Raw genomic sequence first — 15,422 nt, 5'->3', positions numbered from 1 at the left:
CCACCATGACCGCTTCCATCCAGGTGGGCGACCGCCTGCCCGCCCTGCAACTGCCTCCGGTGGACCGCGCCACGCTCGCGCTGTTCGGCGGCGCCTCGGGCGACCACAACCCGATCCACATCGACACCGATTTCGCGCGCCGATCCGGCATGCCCGACGTGTTCGCACAGGGCATGCTGGGCATGGCCTGGCTGGGCCGCCTGCTCACGCAATGGGTGCCGCAGTCGCGCATCCGCCAGTACGACGCGCGCTTCGCCGGCATCACCCACCTGGGCAATGCCATCACCTGCAGCGGCGAGGTGGTCGAGCTGCTGGAACTGAATGGCGAGGCCTGCGCCCGCGTGGCCGTGAGCTCGGCCAACCAGTATGGCCAGAACAAGATCGTCGGCGAAGCCATCGTGGCGCTGAACTGAACACCCCCGCGCCGCCTTCGGCGTCACCCCCTCCAGGGGGCGATGCCAGCCGACCGGCAAAGCCGGATCGGCGGCATCCCTGAACAACTGAAACATTGAAAGAGACAACAACCATGACGAAGAAACTCGACGGCAAGGTCGCCCTGATCACGGGCTCGGGGCGTGGCATCGGCCGCTCCATCGCCATGAAGCTCGCCGCCGACGGCGCGCGCCTGGTGATCAACGACCTCGACGCCGATCCGGCACAGGAAACCGTGGACGCCATCAAGGCCCTGGGCGGCGAGGCCGTCGCCTGCGTGGGCAGCGTGACCGCGCCCGATTTCTCCGAGCGCTTCATCGGTGCGGCGGTGGAGAACTTCAAGGGCATCGACATCATCGTCAACAACGCCGGCTACACCTGGGACAACGTGATCCAGAAGATGAGCGACGAGCAGTGGTACGCCATCATGGACTGCCACCTCACGGCGCCCTTTCGCATCCTGCGCGCGGCGCAACCGGTGATCCGCGCGCTGTCCAAGGCCGAGACGGATGGTGGCGTGCGCACTGTGCGCAAGGTGGTCAACATCTCGTCGATGGCCGGTGTGTTCGGCAACGTGGGCCAGAGCAACTATTCGGCTGCCAAGGCCGGCATCATGGGCCTGACCCAGGCGCTGGCCAAGGAATGGGGCCGCATGAACGTCACCGTGAACTGCGTGGCCTTCGGCCTGATCAAGACCCGCCTGACCGGCAGCACCGCCGAGGGCGGCACCACGAACATTGACGGGCGCGACATCAAGGTCGGCGTGAACCCCGGCCTGCTGTCCATGATGGAGCAGACCATTCCCCTGGGCCGTGGCGGCACGCCCGAAGAAGCGGCGGGATCGGTCTACCTGTTCTGCATCCCCGAATCGGACTACGTCAGCGGCCAGACGCTGATCTGCTCCGGTGGCCTGACGGGCATGTGATGAGCATGTTGCCCCGCCTGTTGCAGCATCCCTGGATGGATGCGGAGATCGAGAGCTTCCGCGAGCAGGTCCGCCGCTGTGTGGCGGACAAGCTGGTGCCGCAGCTCGACACCTGGCGCCGCCAGGGCTTCATTCCCCGCGAGACCTGGCGCGCCCTGGGCGTTCTCGGCTTTCTGTTGCCCGAGATGCCCGAGGCCTATGGCGGCCCGGGCGCCACGTTGGCCTACCAGTTGGTGGTGCAGGACGAACTCGCCAGGGTCGAGGTGCCGGCCAACACGGCCGTGCATTCCATCGCGGCGCACTACATCCTGGACTACGGCACCGAAGAACAGAAGCAGCGCTGGCTGCCGCGCCTGGCCAGTGGCGAGATGCTCGCGGGCATCGCGATGACCGAACCCGGCGCCGGGTCTGACCTCAAGGCCATCCGCACGCGGGCGCGGCTGGACGGCGATCACTACGTCGTCGATGGCGCCAAGACCTTCATCACCAACGGCTTCACCGCCAACCTGCTCGTGGTGGTGGTGCGCACCGGCGAGGCCGGCGCCAAGGGCGTTTCGCTGCTGGTGCTCGAAACCGAAAACCTGCCGGGCTTCAGCGTCGGCCGGCGACTGGAAAAACTCGGGCAGCACGCCTCGGACACGGCCGAGTTGTCGTTCGACGGCGTGCGCGTGCCGGCCTCGCAGCTGCTGGGCGGCGTGGAAGGCCAGGGCTTCGTGCAACTGATGAGCCAGCTCACCTACGAACGCCTGCTGCTGGCCGTGCCGGCGGCGGCGGTGATCGAGCGCGCGGTCGAGCTCACGGTGGAATACACGAAGAACCGCAAGGCCTTCGGCCAGGCGCTGTCCGACTTCCAGAACACGCGCTTCAAGCTGGCCGAATGCGCCACGCTGGCGCACGTGGTGCGCAGCTTCGTCAACGACTGCATCCAGCGCCAGCTCGACGGCACGCTGGACAACGAGGCCGCCTACATGGCCAAGTGGTGGTGCTCGGAACAGCAATGCAAGGTGACGGACGAATGCCTGCAGCTGTTCGGCGGCTACGGCTACATGGCCGAATACCCCATTGCCCGCCTGTACGCCGATGCGCGCGTGCAGCGCATCTACGGCGGCGCCAACGAAATCATGAAGGACCTGATCGCGCGCAAGGTGGTGGCCGGATGAAGCCGCTGACCCATTTGAACGTGATCGAGTTCGAGGGCATCGGCCCGGGGCCGCTTTGCGGCCGTGTGCTCGCCGACCTCGGCGCGGCCGTCACCGTCATCGCCCGGCCCGGTGCTTCGGCCGTGGTCGACAAGCTCTCGGGCGGCGGACAACCCCCGCTGCGCGAAGGCAAGCGCGTCATCGAACTCAATCTCAAACAGCCCGACGACGTGAAGCACGCGCTGGACCTGGTGGCGCAGAGCGACGCGCTGATCGAAGGCAACCGACCCGGCGTCATGGAGCGCCTGGGCCTGGGCCCCGCCGCCTGCGCAGCGATCCATCCGAAACTGGTCTACGGCCGCATGACGGGCTGGGGCCAGCAAGGCCCGCTGGCGCAGGCGGCCGGGCACGACATCAACTACGTCGCGCTCAGCGGCATGCTCTCGCTCTCGGCGGTGCACGGCCAGTTGCCGGTCTCACCACCCACCGTGCTGGGTGATGCCGGTGGCGCGCTCGGCCTGGCGCTGGGCATCGTGAGCGGTGTGCTGCAGGCGCGGCAGAGTGGCCAGGGCTGCGTGGTCGACGCGGCCATCGTCGACGTGGTGGCCATGCTGGGCGGCCTCGCGCAATGGATCGCGGCCACCGGCGGCCTGGGCGGCCCGGCCCCGAGCGTGTTCCACGACTCGCCGTTCTACGACGTGTACCGGTGTGCGGACGGTGGTTTCGTCACGCTCGGTGCCATCGAGCCGCAGTTCTATGCGCTGTTGCTGGACAAGCTCGGCTTCACCGACGTGTCCCCTGCGGCGCAGTTCGACACCGCCGCCTGGCCAGCGCTCAAGGAACGCGTGCGCGCCCTCTTCCTCACGCAGCCACGCGCGCACTGGTGCGCGCTGCTTGAAGGCACGGACGCCTGCTTTGCCCCGGTGCTGTCGCTGGACGAGGCGGCGAGCCACCCGCACAACGCCGCGCGTGGCCTGTATGCGCAGACGCTTTCGGGCGGGCGGCGCACCGGCGCCGCGCCCCGCTTCACCACCTTGCAAGGGGCCCACACCCATGACTGACGCCCGGCGCACACCCGCGATGCTGGAAGCGCGCGACCTGACGCTGAAGTTCGGTGGCGTCACCGCCTTGTCCGAGATCTCGGTCGACATCGGTCATCAGGAACTGGTGGCCCTCATCGGCCCCAACGGCGCGGGCAAGAGTTCGCTGCTCAACGTGCTCTCCGGCTTCTACCGCCCGAGCAAGGGCTCGGTGCGTTTCGAAGGCCATGACCTCGGCGGCTGGCCGGTGCACCGCGTGGCCAGGGCCGGCCTGGCGCGCACCTTCCAGGGCACGCACCTGCTGCCGCACATGAGCGTGCTCGACAACATCCTGGCCGGTCGCTTCATGCACATGAAGAGCACGCTGACACAGGCCTTCTTCTACTACCCATTCACCCACCGCGAAGAGGTGGCACACCGCACCGTGGCCGAAGACATCCTGAGCTTTCTCGAACTCGAACACCTGCGCCACCACACGGTGGGCACGCTGGGATATGGCATGCGCAAGCGGGTGGACCTGGGCCGCGCGCTGGCCATGGAGCCGCGCATGTTGCTGCTCGACGAACCGATGGCGGGCATGAACGGCGAGGAGAAGGAAGACCTGGCCCGCTTCATCCTGGACATCCGCGAATCGCGGCAGATTCCGGTGGTGCTGGTGGAGCACGACATGGGCGTGGTGATGGACATTGCCGACCGCGTGATCGTGCTGAACTTCGGCCGCAAGATCGCCGACGCCACGCCCACCGCGGTGCAGCAGGACGAGAACGTGATCTCGGCCTACCTCGGAGCTCACGCATGAGCGCCGCCGTGGAAACGAAACCCCAGACCCTGCCGCAATGGCTGCTGCACAACGTGGCCACGCGCGGCAGCGAGGTGGCGCAACGCCACAAGCGCGAAGGCGTGTGGAAGGAATTCAGCTGGACCGATGTGCGCGACGAAGTGCGCGCGCTCGCCCTCGGCCTGCGGGCCCGCGGCGTGCAGCGCGGCCAGACGGTGGTGCTGCTGAGCGAGAACCGGCCCGAACTCTACTGGGCCGAATGGGCCGCACTGGCCGTGGGCGCCAAGGTGGTGGCGCTCTACCCCGACGCGGCCGAGAGCGAAGTCAACTACGTTGTGGAAGACGCGCAGGCCGTCTGCGTGTTCGCGGAAGACCAGGAGCAGGTCGACAAGGTGCTGCCGGTGATGGCGCGCCACCCCGGTCTGCACACCGTGGTGTGGTGGGAATCGGGTGGCCTCTGGTCCTACCGGAACGAGGGGCTGTTCGGCTGGGACGCGTTCAAGGCCCCTTCCCTTCCGGTCCAGCCGGCGGACGCCACCTGGTTCGAGCAGGCCGTGGCGCAGGGTCAGAGCAGCGACATCGCCGTGCTGTCCTACACCTCGGGCACCACGGGCCAGCCCAAGGGCGTGATCACCACGCACGCCTCCATGATGCACAACGCCGAGCTGATCGGGCAGACGATGCAGGTGCCCGTGGGCTGCGAATACCTGTCCTACATCCCGCTGTCCTGGGCCACCGAACAGTGGGTGGGCGTGACCATGGGCCTGATGCGGCCCCTGCGCGTGAGCTTCGCGGAGAAGCCGGACCAGATCCAGGAAGCGATCCGCGAACTGGCCTGCGAAATGGTGTTCTTCGGCCCGCGCCAGTGGGAGAGCCTGGCCGCGCGTGTGCACGCCCGCTTGCTGGACGCCGCGCCCTGGCGACAGGCAGTGGTGGACTGGGGGCTGCGCATTGGCCGCCTGGCACGCGCGGACCAGATGGACATGCAGGCCCGCCCATGGTGGGTGCGCGCCCTGCTGCCGGCGGCCGATGCGCTGGTGCTGCGCCCGCTGCGCGAACAGCTCGGCCTGAAGCGCGCCCGCATCGCCTTCACCGGAGGCGCAGCCGTGGCGCCCGACATCTTCCGCCTGTTTGCGTCCATGGGCGTGATGCTGCGCAACATCTACGGCTGCAGCGAGTTCGGTCTGATCACGGTTCACCAGGGCGCGCGCGTCAACGCCGAAACCATTGGCGAAGCCGTGACCTTGCGCAGCGCCTGGGGCCTGCCGATGGAGTGGCGGGTGACAGAAGGTGGCGCACTCGAAGTGCGCGGTGGCGCGGGCTTTGCCGGCTACTGGGGCAAGCCCGAGAAGAGCGCGGAGAAGATGAACGGAGACTGGTTCCAGACCGGTGACGCGGTGGGCCGGGGTTCGAGCGATGCCGAACTCATCTACTACGACCGCGTCGAGCACATGAACAGCCTCAAGGGCGGGCACCTGTTCTCCAAGCAGTTCATCGAGGTGCGCCTGCGCTTCTCGCCCTACATCCGCGAGGTGATGGTGATCGGCGACCCGACGCGCGAACACGTCACCGCGCTGGTCAACATCGACGGCGACGTGTTCGGCCGCTGGGCCGAGCGCCATGGCGTGTCGTTCACCACCTTCACCGACCTTTCGCAACGCCCCGAGGTGCTGGCGCAGGTGGCCAGGGAAATCGCCACCGTCAACCAGACCCTGCCCGAGGCCGCGCGCCTGCGGCACTTCGTGAACCTGCCCAAGGAACTTGATGCCGATGAAGGCGAGCTCACGCGCACCCGCAAGCTCAAGCGCGACTTCATCGAGCAGCGCTACGGCGTGCTCATTGAAGCGATGTACGCAGACCAGCCCAGCACGGCGATCGAAATCCCCGTGCGCTACCAGGACGGCCGCGCCGGCGTGCTGCGCGCCGACGTGACCACGGGACGCGTGCCCTCTTGCGCGCGCCACGGAGACCAGAACCCATGATCGACTTCCTCAACTACCTGTTGAACGGCTTCCTGCAGGGCCAGATCTATGCCCTGCTGGCGCTGGGCTTCATGGTCATCTACCGCGCCAGCAAGGTGTTCAACTTCGCGCAGGGTGAGCTGATGATGCTTGGCGCCTATGCCGTGTGGACGCTCACGCTCGGCGCCAACCTGTCACCCTGGCTTGCCATTCCACTGGCCTTCGTCTGCGCACTGGTCTACGGCTGGCTCATCGAGCGCCTGTTCTTCGAGCGGCTGGTCGGGGAGTCGGTGTTCTCCATGGTGATGGTCACCATCGGCCTGGTGATCCTGATCCGCGGCATCGTGCTGGTGGTCTGGGGCGCGGGGGACCGCGCCTTCCCCGTGCTGCTGCCACCTGCGCCGTTCATCGTGGGCGAGATGATCTTCCCCTCGTCCCTGGTGTTCGGCGCGGTGCTCACGCTGGTCGTCACGGTGGGCATGTCGTGGTTCTTCAACCGCACGCGCGCCGGGCTCACGCTCACCGCGGTGGCCGAGGAACCCACCACGGCGATCTCGCTCGGCATCTCGGTCAAGCGCGCCGTCACGCTGGCCTGGATGATGGGCTCGGTCATCGCCACGGCGGGCGCCATCGTGCTGCTCAGCGGCCGTTCGCTCACGGTGCAGACCGCCGACGTCGCGCTCGCGGCGCTGCCGGTGGCGCTGCTGGCCGGTCTCGAATCCATCGGTGGCCTGATCCTGGCAGGCGCCATCGTCGGCATCGTGCAGGCGCTGGTGGCGGCCTACGTCGATCCCGCCATCGGTGGCTCGGCCTCGTCCATCGTGCCCTTTGTTTTCATGCTGCTGATCCTGCTGGTGCGCCCCACCGGTCTGTTCGGCTGGCGCCACGTGGAGCGTGTGTGATGGACCCGTCCGGCATTTTCTTCACCAGCCACGCTGGCGACCGTTCCCTGGTGCGCACGCGCGCGCAGTGGGTCTGCCTGGTGCTCCTGCTGCTCGTGCTGGCCACGCTGCCCTGGTGGGCCTCGGAGCGCTGGATCAGCATCGGCTACGCCACCTTCATCACCGCGGTGGCCGTCATCGGCCTGCAGATCTGCACCGGCTATGCGGGCCAGGTCAACCTGGGTCAGTCGGCTTTCATGGGCGTGGGGGCCTACGGTGCGGCGCTGGCCATGGGGGCAGGCTGGAACGCGGTGGCGGCCTTGCTCATGGGCGGTGCCGGCGCGGCCCTCTTCGGTGTGATGTTCGGCCTCACGGCCGCGCGCATCAAGGGCTTTTACCTGGCGCTCACCACCATCGCCGCGCAGGCGCTGTTTCACTTCCTGGTGCTCAACCTGCCCTCGTCCTGGCTCGGCGGCGCCGGCGGCCTGCATGTTGATTCGGTCTCGGTGTTCGGGCTCTCGCTGAACAACGACCGCGCGATCTACTGGTTCTCATTGCTGGTGCTGCTGGTCATGACCATCGGCGCCTTCGGCATCGTGCGCTCGCGCCACGGCCGCAGCTTCGAGGCGGTGCGCGACGACGACGTGGCCGCCGGCATGATGGGCATTCCCGTGGCCGCCACCAAGGCCCGCGCGTTCCTGGTGAGCGCGTTCTACGCCGGCGTGGCCGGCGGCCTGTGGGTCGTGGCGTTGCGGCACGTGTCGGTGGAGCAGTTCACGCTGTTCAACGCCATCTGGATGATCGCCATGATGATCGTCGGCGGCCTGGGCTCCATCGTCGGCGCCCTGATCGGCACAGTGCTGATCCAGCTGGCCCGTGAGGGCGTGACCAGCCTGGGGCCGAGCGTCATTCAATGGGTGCCCGCCGTGGGGCAGGACTTCGTCTTCGCCGCCATGAACGTGCTGCTGGGCACCGTGATCATCCTCTTCCTCCTCTTCGAGCCCAAGGGCGTGATGCACCGCGTGCAGATCACCAAGAAGGCGTACCGACTCTGGCCGTTCCCGTACTGACCGCCACCGCGCGGCAGATTGTTCAACCCTAGGAGACAACATGAAGACACTGAAAACCTGGGCGGCCCACGCCGCCATCGTGGCGGGCATCGCCGCGCCGTTCACCGCACCGGTCACCGCGCAAACGGTGTACCAGGTCCCTGCCCTGTCGGACTACTCCGGCCCGTTCGCGTCCATCATGCCGATGCTGGGCGCCGGGCGCGAGGGCGTGGTGAACTGGTGGAACGTCGAACACGGCGCCAAGCTCGGCGTCAAGCTGGAGCTCAAGACCTACGACACGCGCTACGACACGGCACAGACCGCCAGCCTGTGGCCCGGCGTGCTGGCCACCAGGCCAGTGATTGGCCTCGCGCTGGGCGGACCCGACACGGCGGCGCTGCAGCAGCGTCTGCCCACCGACAAGGTCCCCATGGTGCTGGGGTCCGCGGCCAACGGTTTCGGCTGGCGCCCCAACCAGTGGGTGATGGCCACGCGCCCCACCTTCGTGCACGAGCTCACCGGCTTCATCGAGTGGTTCCAGAAGAACAAGGCGGGTGGCACGCGACCGGTGAAGATCGCAATGTTCACCACCGAGGCCTCGCCCACGTTTGCCGACATGGGCAAGGGTGTGACGGCTTACGCGAAGGCCAACCCCGCGATCGTGAACCTGGTGGAGATGGTCTACGTCGAACCCCAACCGGCCGACGTGACCCTGCAGCTGCGCCGCGTGCTCAACGCGGGCGCCGAAGTGGTGCTGGTGCCCACCAACATCCAGCAGGCGGTGGCGGTCAAGCGCGCCATGCAGGCGCTGGGCAAGAACGTGCCGATCGCCTACAGCCTGCAGAACTCGCCCGCGATGCTGCAGAAGCTGGTGGGCAGCATCGCGGCCATGGAGGGCGACTACGAGGTGCATGGCAGCGTGATCGCCACCGAGGAAGACACCGAGGCCAAGCGCTTCTACGACATGCTGGTCGCCAAGCACGGCCTGAAGGGCCCCTGGCACTCGCTCACCACCATCGGCATCAGCCAGGCGCTGGTGATGGTGCGCGTGGTGGAGGCCGCTGCGAAAAAGAATGGCGGCGACAAGCTCACCGGCGAGATGCTCTACAACACGCTGATCGACACGACCTTTCCCGCCAGGGACTTCTACGGTTTCACCGGCGGCGACATCGACTTCTCGGTCGAAGCCCCGTTCCCCACCAAGGACCCGCGCGTCAACATCGGCCAGGTGGTGGGCGGCAAGCTGACCACGGTGGCCAAGGGCGTTCCGGTGCCCAAGCTGGCCAAGTGGTGAGAGACCAGCCGTGTCAGAACCGCTGATCGCTCTCAACAACGTCGAGGTGCTCTACGCTGGCGTGATCCTTTCGCTCAAAGGCATCACGCTGGAAGTGGCCGCCGGGGGCTGCACGGTGCTGCTCGGCCCCAACGGGGCCGGCAAGAGCACCACCCTCAAGACCATCTCGGGTATGCTGGACGTGGAGGAAGGCCGCGTGTCGTCCGGCCAGGTGCGCATGCTGGGGAAGGACGTCACCGGCGTCAGTGCCGAGCAGATGGTGGCCAACGGCGTGGTGCATGTGGTGGAAGGGCGCAAGGTGCTGCGGCACATGACGGCGGAGCAAAACCTCGTCGTGGGTGGCCACCGCCTGACGCGCCTGGCCGACGTGAAACAGGGACTGGAGCGTGTCTACGGTTTCATTCCGCGCCTGGCCGAACTGCGCACCCGCACGGCGGGCTACCTCTCGGGCGGTGAACAGCAGTTGCTGCTGATCGGCCGCGCCATGATGGCCCGACCCCGGCTGCTGATGATCGACGAACCTTCGCTGGGCCTGGCGCCCATGATGGTGCAGGAGATCTTCGAGCTGCTCAGCAAGCTGCGCGCCGAAGGGGTCTCCCTGCTGATCGTGGAACAGCACGCGCAGGCCGCGCTGGAGATCGCGGACCATGGCTACATCCTCGAAAACGGCCGCGTGGTGCTGGAAGGCACAGCCGCCGAGCTGCGCGCCAACGAAGACATCCAGGAGTTCTACCTGGGCCGCCAGGCCAGTGGCGAGCGGCGCAACTACCGGGAAGTCAAACACTACCGCCGGCGCAAGCGCTGGCTTGGGTAGAGATCCCCCCGCGCCGCCTTCGGCGTCACTGGGTCACTTCATGCAATGGGAACATCACGATGGACAACATGAACGGCATTGAATGGCATGTGGACAGCCAGGGCGTGGGGCGCATCGTGCTCAACCGGCCCGAGCACCACAACGCACTGGGCTGCGAGGCCGTGCCAGCGCTGGTGCGCGCCATCGATGAGGTGCTCGCGGGCCCACCGCGCGCGATCGTGATCGAGGCGCGCGGCCCCATCTTCTGCGCCGGTGGCGACATCCACGAATTCGTGAAGGCCGGCGACCACCTGGACGACCTGGTCGACGAGATCCTCGACCAGCTGTTACCGGCGTACCTCAAGCTCGCACAGGCCACCTGCCCCATCGTCACGGTGGTGGGGGGTCCGGTGGGTGGCGCCGGCGTGGGCCTGGCGCTGTGTGGTGACTTCGTGCTCGCCAGCGACACCATGAAGCTGCGCACCGGCTACGCGGCCATCGGCCTCTCACCCGACGTGGGTGCCTCCTGGTTCCTGGCGCGGCGCATCGGCGCGGTGCGCGCGCAGCAGTGGCTGATGCTCAGCGATGCCGTCGACGCCGCGCGCTGCCTGGCCGCCGGCGCGGTGGACCAGGTGCACCCGGCGGCCGACCTGAACGCCGCCGCGCAAGCGCTGGTGCAACGGCTGTGCGCCTCGGCCCCGGCTTCGCTGGCCGCCATCAAGCGGCTCTCGCTCGAAGGCCCCGCGCTCTCGCTGCAGGCCTACCTCTCGCTTGAGCAGCAAATGCTCAAGGCCTGCGCGCGCACCGCCGACGCGCGCGAAGGCACTTCGGCTTTCGTGGCCAGACGCCCACCGCAGTTCACCGGCCGCTGAAGCCACCCCACCATGGCCTTGCCCGCTGACTGGCAGCACCGCTTGCGCCTGCCGCTGATGGCCGCACCCATGCTGCACGTGAGCGGCCCGGCACTGGTGGCCGCCGCATGCCGCGCGGGCGTGATCGGTGCGTTCCCGGCCGCCAACTGCCGCCAGCACGGTGAGCTGTCCGCCTGGATCGCCGCCATCCGCCAGACCATCGGTGACACCACGAGCGCGGCACCCTTCGCCGTCAACCTCATCGTGCGCAGCGCCACACTCGCGGACGACCTCGCCTGCGTGATCCGCGAGCGGGTGGAACTGGTCATCACCAGCGTGGGCTCACCGGCCGCGCTGGTGGGGCCACTGCACGACGCGGGCTGCCGCGTCTTCGCCGACGTGGCCACGCTCGCGCACGCCGAGAAGGCACTTGCCGCGGGCGTGGACGGTCTGGTGCTGCTGTGCGCGGGGGCGGGCGGGCAGAGTGGCTGGGTCAGCCCCTTCGCCGGCGTGCGCTCGCTGCGCGCGCTGTTCGACGGCCCATTGGTGGTGGCCGGTGGCCTGTCCGACGGCCACGCGCTGTGGGCCGCCCAGGCGCTGGGTGCCGACCTCGGCTACATGGGAACACGCTTCATCGCCACGCCCGAAAGCCTGGCGAGCGAGGCGCACCGGCGCATGCTGGTCGACGCGAGCTGGGACGACGTCGTGCTGTCCAGCGCGTTCAGCGGATTGCCGGCCAACTGGTTGCGCCCTTCCCTCGTCGCCGCCGGCCTGGACCCCGATGCGCTCGACGCCACCGCCTTGAAAGCCGATGCCGCCGAACTCTTCGGCACGCGGGATGCCGGCGCTCCCCGGCGCTGGACCGAACTCTTCAGCGCCGGCCATTCGGTGGCCGGGGTGCACGGCGTACAGACCGTCGCCACCCTGGTGGACGACCTCGCCGCCGAATACGACGCCGCGCGGCGCTTCAGCCACGGGCTCGCGCCCGCCGGCCCTTCACGCTTTCAAGGATGACCCCATGTCCCCCGCCTTCGCCACCTTGATCGACCTGCTCGCGCACAACGCGAAGGCGCATGCGGACCGCGCGGCCGTGGTCACCGATGGCAACACGCTCACGCACGCGATGCTCTGCGAAGCGGTACAGCGCCAGGCGGCTGCGCTGGCCGCGATGGGCGTGAAGCGGGGCGACCGCGTGCTGCTGCTGGCGGGCAACCGCCCCGAAGTGCTGGTGTTGCTGGGCGCCGCTGCATGGCTCGGGGCCATGCTGGTGCCACTCAACCTGCGGCTCTCACCGGCCGAGATGGGTCAGCAGTCGCGCGACGCCGCACCCTCGCTCGCGGTAATCGACGCGGGCTGCGCAGCCTTGTGGCAGGCCGCCTGGCCCGAGGGCATGCCGGGTGTGACGACGGTGGTGCTGGAGGCCGTGACCTTGTCTTCACTGGTGCACGTCGGTGCGCCCACCGCGGCCGCCGCACCCCGGCAAGACGACCCCGGACTTGGCGTGCTCATGCTCTACACCGCGGCCGTGGAAGGCCAAGCACGCGGTGCGGTGCTGGCCCAATCGCAGCTCACTGCGTCGGCCCGGCAGATCGGGCGCGTGTGGTCACTGGCACCGGACGACCGCTGGCTCGGCGTGCTGCCGCTGTTCCACGCGGCCGGCATCGGCCTGTCGCTGGCGCTGCTGGCCGCGGGTGGTGCCTGCGTGCTGCAGCCCCGCTTCGACCCCACCGCAGCGGTGGCCGCGATCGACGAACACCGCGTCACCGTCTGTGCCACCTTCGCCCCCATGCTGGGCGCGATGCTCGACGCCGCTCAGGCCGGTGGCGCGTCGCTTGCCAGCCTGCGCATTGCCATGGGCCTGGAACCCGCGAGCGTGCTCGATCGCCTGGCCGAGGTGTGCCCGCAGGCCGGCTTCTGGTCCGCCTATGGTCAGGCCGAGGTCTCGAGCATGGTGTGCCTGGGCCTGCAACGCGAGCGTCCCGGCGCGGCAGGTCGTGCCGCCGCGCCGTCGGAGGTGCGCGTGCAGGATGCTGCAGGGCGACTGGTGGCGACAGGCATGGAGGGCGAAATTGCCGTGCGCGGCCCCACGGTGTTCCTGGGCTACTGGGACGCGGCCCAACAACGCCCGTACAAACCGGCCGACCCCTGGCACCGCACCGGCGACCTGGGACGCCTCGACGAGGACGGCTGGCTCTGGTTCACGGGCCGCGCGGCGCACAAGCAGCTCATCAAGACCGGCGGCGAAAACGTCTACCCCGCCGAAGTGGAGCAGGTCCTGCTCGAACACCCGGCCGTGGCCGAGGCCTTCGTGTTCGGACTGCCCGACGAGCGCTGGGGCGAGGCCGTGCACGCGGCGTGTGCGCTCAAACCGGGTGCCGTGGCCACCGAGGCGGAGCTGATCGGTTTCGTCGAAAAACGGCTGGCGCGCTACAAGCGGCCGCAGCGCGTGCGCTTCGGGCCGGCGCCACTGGATCGGGTTGCGCCCAGCCCTGAATTTCCGCGAGACTGCGGGGATGTTTCTCCTTGATGCCTTCTCATCCACCCAGCTCGCCACCCTGGCCGCGGCGTACTTCATCGCTGCCCTGGTCAAGGGCGTGACAGGCCTGGGCTATTCGTCCACCTGTCTGCCCATCCTGACGTTCGCTTTCGGCCTGAAGGAGGCCTTGCCGCTGGTGCTCATCCCGTCGGTGGCATCGAATCTGACCGTACTGGTGAGCACGGAAGGCTTCCGCACCGGCGTGCGCCGCTTCTGGCCCATGTTGCTGTGCGCGGCCGCATCGGTATTTGCCGGCCTGTGGGCGCTGACGCGGATGAGAGGTGAAAGTGCGGCCGCTGTCCTCGGTGCGGTGCTGCTGTGCTACGTCGCCTTCGCCCTGACCAACACGCGCTTTCGCCTGAACGAGGCACGGACGCGGAAGTTCGAACCCGCGATCGGTGCCGCGACCGGGTTCCTCAATGGCTTGACCGGGTCGCAGGTCATGCCCCTGATTCCCTACCTGCTCTCGCTCGACATGGCGCGCGCGCGCTTCATTCAGGCCAGCAACCAGTCCTTCACGCTGTCGAGTGCCGCGATGTTCATCGGTCTCGGTGTGGCCGGCCTGATGACCATTCAAGTCATGACAGTGTCCGCTTGCGGCATCGTGCTGGTTGCACTCGGTGTCCACATCGGCCAGCGCATCGGCCGGCATCTGGCACCGCAGGCGTTTCGGACTTCAGTCCTGATCGTCCTCGCGGCACTGGGGCTGGGCCTGATCCTGCGCGCAGCGGGCTGGCTCTGATGCCCGATGCACCCCACTCACACACGGGAGCCGGCCGACCGCTTCCGCCGCGCGGCATAGCCCTCCCGCACGCGCTGGAACGCCTCGGTGCCCAGTCGGTCGCGCAGGCCCTGCATGGCGGGGCGCACCAGTGAGACGGCAGCGTCCTTGCCCAGCAGGTCGCCCAGGGTGACCCAGGCGGAGGCCAGGCGGGCGTAGGCGTCGTCGACCTGGCCTTGTTGTTCCAGCAGGCTGGCCGATTGCACCGAGGCCGCCAGGTACGACGCCGCGTCGCGCGCATCCAGCGCGCCCTGGCGCGCGGCGCCGTAGCGGGCCAGGGCCAGCGCGGGTTGCTGGCCCAACATAGCGACGTGGCCGCCCACCAGGCCTCGGCGGGCGGCCACGGCGCCGTCGCGGGGCGGTTGCTGGTCGATCTCGCGCCACAGCGCTTCGGCGCCGGCCGGGTCCACTGCCGCGAGGGTGGACGCGGCGGCCAGGCGCGCGGCCTCGGCATCCGCCGTGAGCCCGGCCGCCTGCATGAGCGCGGCAGCGGCGCGGAAGTCGTCAGCGGCGGCGCGCTCGTCGTGCGATGCGGTGGCTGCCGCCGCGCGGCGTTGCAGCAGCACGGCGCGCAGCGCATCGTCAATGTGCTCCGCGTGGCGTTCGAGCACGAAGGCGAAGCGCTCGCGCGCCAGCGCCGCGTCGCCCGAGGCCAGGGCCTGCTCGGCCTGTTCCATGTCGACGCCACGGCGCAGGGCATCGGGCAGGGGCAGCAGTTCGGCACGGTGCACGGCGTGCGCGGCTTCGTCCATCGATCCGGCCAGGCGCAGCGTGGACGCGGCCAGCAGCCAGCATGAGCCGGCGCGCTTCGCGTCGCTCAACTCGCTCCAGATGCGCGCGGCGTGCTGCAGCAGCGCGGCCGCGCCGGGCAGGTCGGCCTGGGCCAGGCGGGCGCGCGCCTGCGCCTCCAGGGCTTCGGGGCTCACATCGTCCAAGGGTACGGTCTGGTCGCTCATGCAGGC

15 protein-coding genes are annotated in these 15,422 nt (G+C 68.8%); 14 read left to right on the top strand and 1 reads right to left on the bottom strand.

The window, feature by feature from the left end; genetic code table 11:
- Positions 1-5 precede the first annotated feature (5 nt).
- From AB7P10_RS06380 to AB7P10_RS06315, 14 genes are all read left to right on the top strand, one after another.
- Positions 6-413 (top strand): MaoC family dehydratase, encoded by a 408-nt coding sequence (locus tag AB7P10_RS06380; protein WP_428292998.1) that lies wholly within the window; start codon positions 6-8, stop codon positions 411-413.
- 113 nt (positions 414-526) lie between these two features.
- Positions 527-1,357, top strand: a complete 831-nt coding sequence (locus AB7P10_RS06375) for an SDR family NAD(P)-dependent oxidoreductase (protein WP_428292997.1) — start codon at positions 527-529, stop codon at positions 1,355-1,357.
- Positions 1,358-1,362: 5 nt separating this feature from the next.
- The gene (locus AB7P10_RS06370) at positions 1,363-2,517 is read left to right on the top strand and encodes an acyl-CoA dehydrogenase family protein (RefSeq protein ID WP_428293094.1); all 1,155 of its coding nucleotides are present in this window, start codon (positions 1,363-1,365) and stop codon (positions 2,515-2,517) included.
- Positions 2,514-3,557 (top strand): CaiB/BaiF CoA transferase family protein, encoded by a 1,044-nt coding sequence (locus AB7P10_RS06365; protein WP_428292996.1) that lies wholly within the window; start codon positions 2,514-2,516, stop codon positions 3,555-3,557. Before AB7P10_RS06370 ends, AB7P10_RS06365 begins: the two co-directional genes overlap by 4 nt.
- On the top strand, positions 3,550-4,335 hold the full coding sequence (locus tag AB7P10_RS06360; protein WP_428292995.1) for an ABC transporter ATP-binding protein: 786 nt from the start codon (positions 3,550-3,552) through the stop codon (positions 4,333-4,335). The genes AB7P10_RS06365 and AB7P10_RS06360 overlap by 8 nt, the downstream gene beginning before the upstream one ends.
- The gene (locus tag AB7P10_RS06355) at positions 4,332-6,296 is read left to right on the top strand and encodes an AMP-dependent synthetase/ligase (RefSeq protein ID WP_428292994.1); all 1,965 of its coding nucleotides are present in this window, start codon (positions 4,332-4,334) and stop codon (positions 6,294-6,296) included. The genes AB7P10_RS06360 and AB7P10_RS06355 overlap by 4 nt, the downstream gene beginning before the upstream one ends.
- The gene (locus AB7P10_RS06350; RefSeq protein ID WP_428292993.1) at positions 6,293-7,177 is read left to right on the top strand and encodes a branched-chain amino acid ABC transporter permease; all 885 of its coding nucleotides are present in this window, start codon (positions 6,293-6,295) and stop codon (positions 7,175-7,177) included. Before AB7P10_RS06355 ends, AB7P10_RS06350 begins: the two co-directional genes overlap by 4 nt.
- Entirely contained in the window at positions 7,177-8,226 is a 1,050-nt protein-coding gene (locus AB7P10_RS06345; RefSeq protein ID WP_428292992.1) for a branched-chain amino acid ABC transporter permease, read from the top strand. The genes AB7P10_RS06350 and AB7P10_RS06345 overlap by 1 nt, the downstream gene beginning before the upstream one ends.
- Positions 8,227-8,266: 40 nt before the next feature.
- Entirely contained in the window at positions 8,267-9,499 is a 1,233-nt protein-coding gene (locus AB7P10_RS06340) for an ABC transporter substrate-binding protein (RefSeq protein WP_428292991.1), read from the top strand.
- Between the two features lie 10 nt (positions 9,500-9,509).
- Positions 9,510-10,313, top strand: coding sequence for an ABC transporter ATP-binding protein (locus AB7P10_RS06335; RefSeq protein ID WP_428292990.1), 804 nt, complete (start codon positions 9,510-9,512; stop codon positions 10,311-10,313).
- A 68-nt stretch (positions 10,314-10,381) separates the two neighbouring features.
- A complete protein-coding gene (locus AB7P10_RS06330; RefSeq protein ID WP_428292989.1) occupies positions 10,382-11,164 on the top strand; it encodes an enoyl-CoA hydratase-related protein in 783 nt (260 codons plus the stop codon).
- Between the two features lie 12 nt (positions 11,165-11,176).
- Positions 11,177-12,157: an NAD(P)H-dependent flavin oxidoreductase gene (locus tag AB7P10_RS06325; RefSeq protein ID WP_428292988.1), complete on the top strand. Its 981-nt coding sequence runs from the start codon at positions 11,177-11,179 to the stop codon at positions 12,155-12,157.
- A 4-nt stretch (positions 12,158-12,161) separates the two neighbouring features.
- Positions 12,162-13,670, top strand: coding sequence for an AMP-binding protein (locus AB7P10_RS06320; RefSeq protein ID WP_428292987.1), 1,509 nt, complete (start codon positions 12,162-12,164; stop codon positions 13,668-13,670).
- Positions 13,657-14,421 carry a sulfite exporter TauE/SafE family protein gene (locus AB7P10_RS06315; RefSeq protein ID WP_428292986.1) on the top strand — a complete coding sequence of 255 codons (765 nt, stop codon included), beginning with the start codon at positions 13,657-13,659 and terminating at the stop codon, positions 14,419-14,421. Before AB7P10_RS06320 ends, AB7P10_RS06315 begins: the two co-directional genes overlap by 14 nt.
- Before the next feature lie 17 nt (positions 14,422-14,438).
- On the opposite strand, the gene AB7P10_RS06310 is transcribed toward AB7P10_RS06315, so the two are convergent.
- Entirely contained in the window at positions 14,439-15,416 is a 978-nt protein-coding gene (locus AB7P10_RS06310) for a hypothetical protein (RefSeq protein WP_428292985.1), read from the bottom strand.
- Positions 15,417-15,422 lie beyond the last annotated feature (6 nt).

The sequence above is a fragment of the Hydrogenophaga sp. genome (assembly GCF_050182545.1).
In the GTDB taxonomy this organism is placed as follows: Bacteria; Pseudomonadota; Gammaproteobacteria; order Burkholderiales; family Burkholderiaceae_C; genus Hydrogenophaga.
The sequence above is the reverse complement of the archived record's forward strand: the minus strand, read 5'-3'. Positions and strand labels throughout refer to the sequence as shown.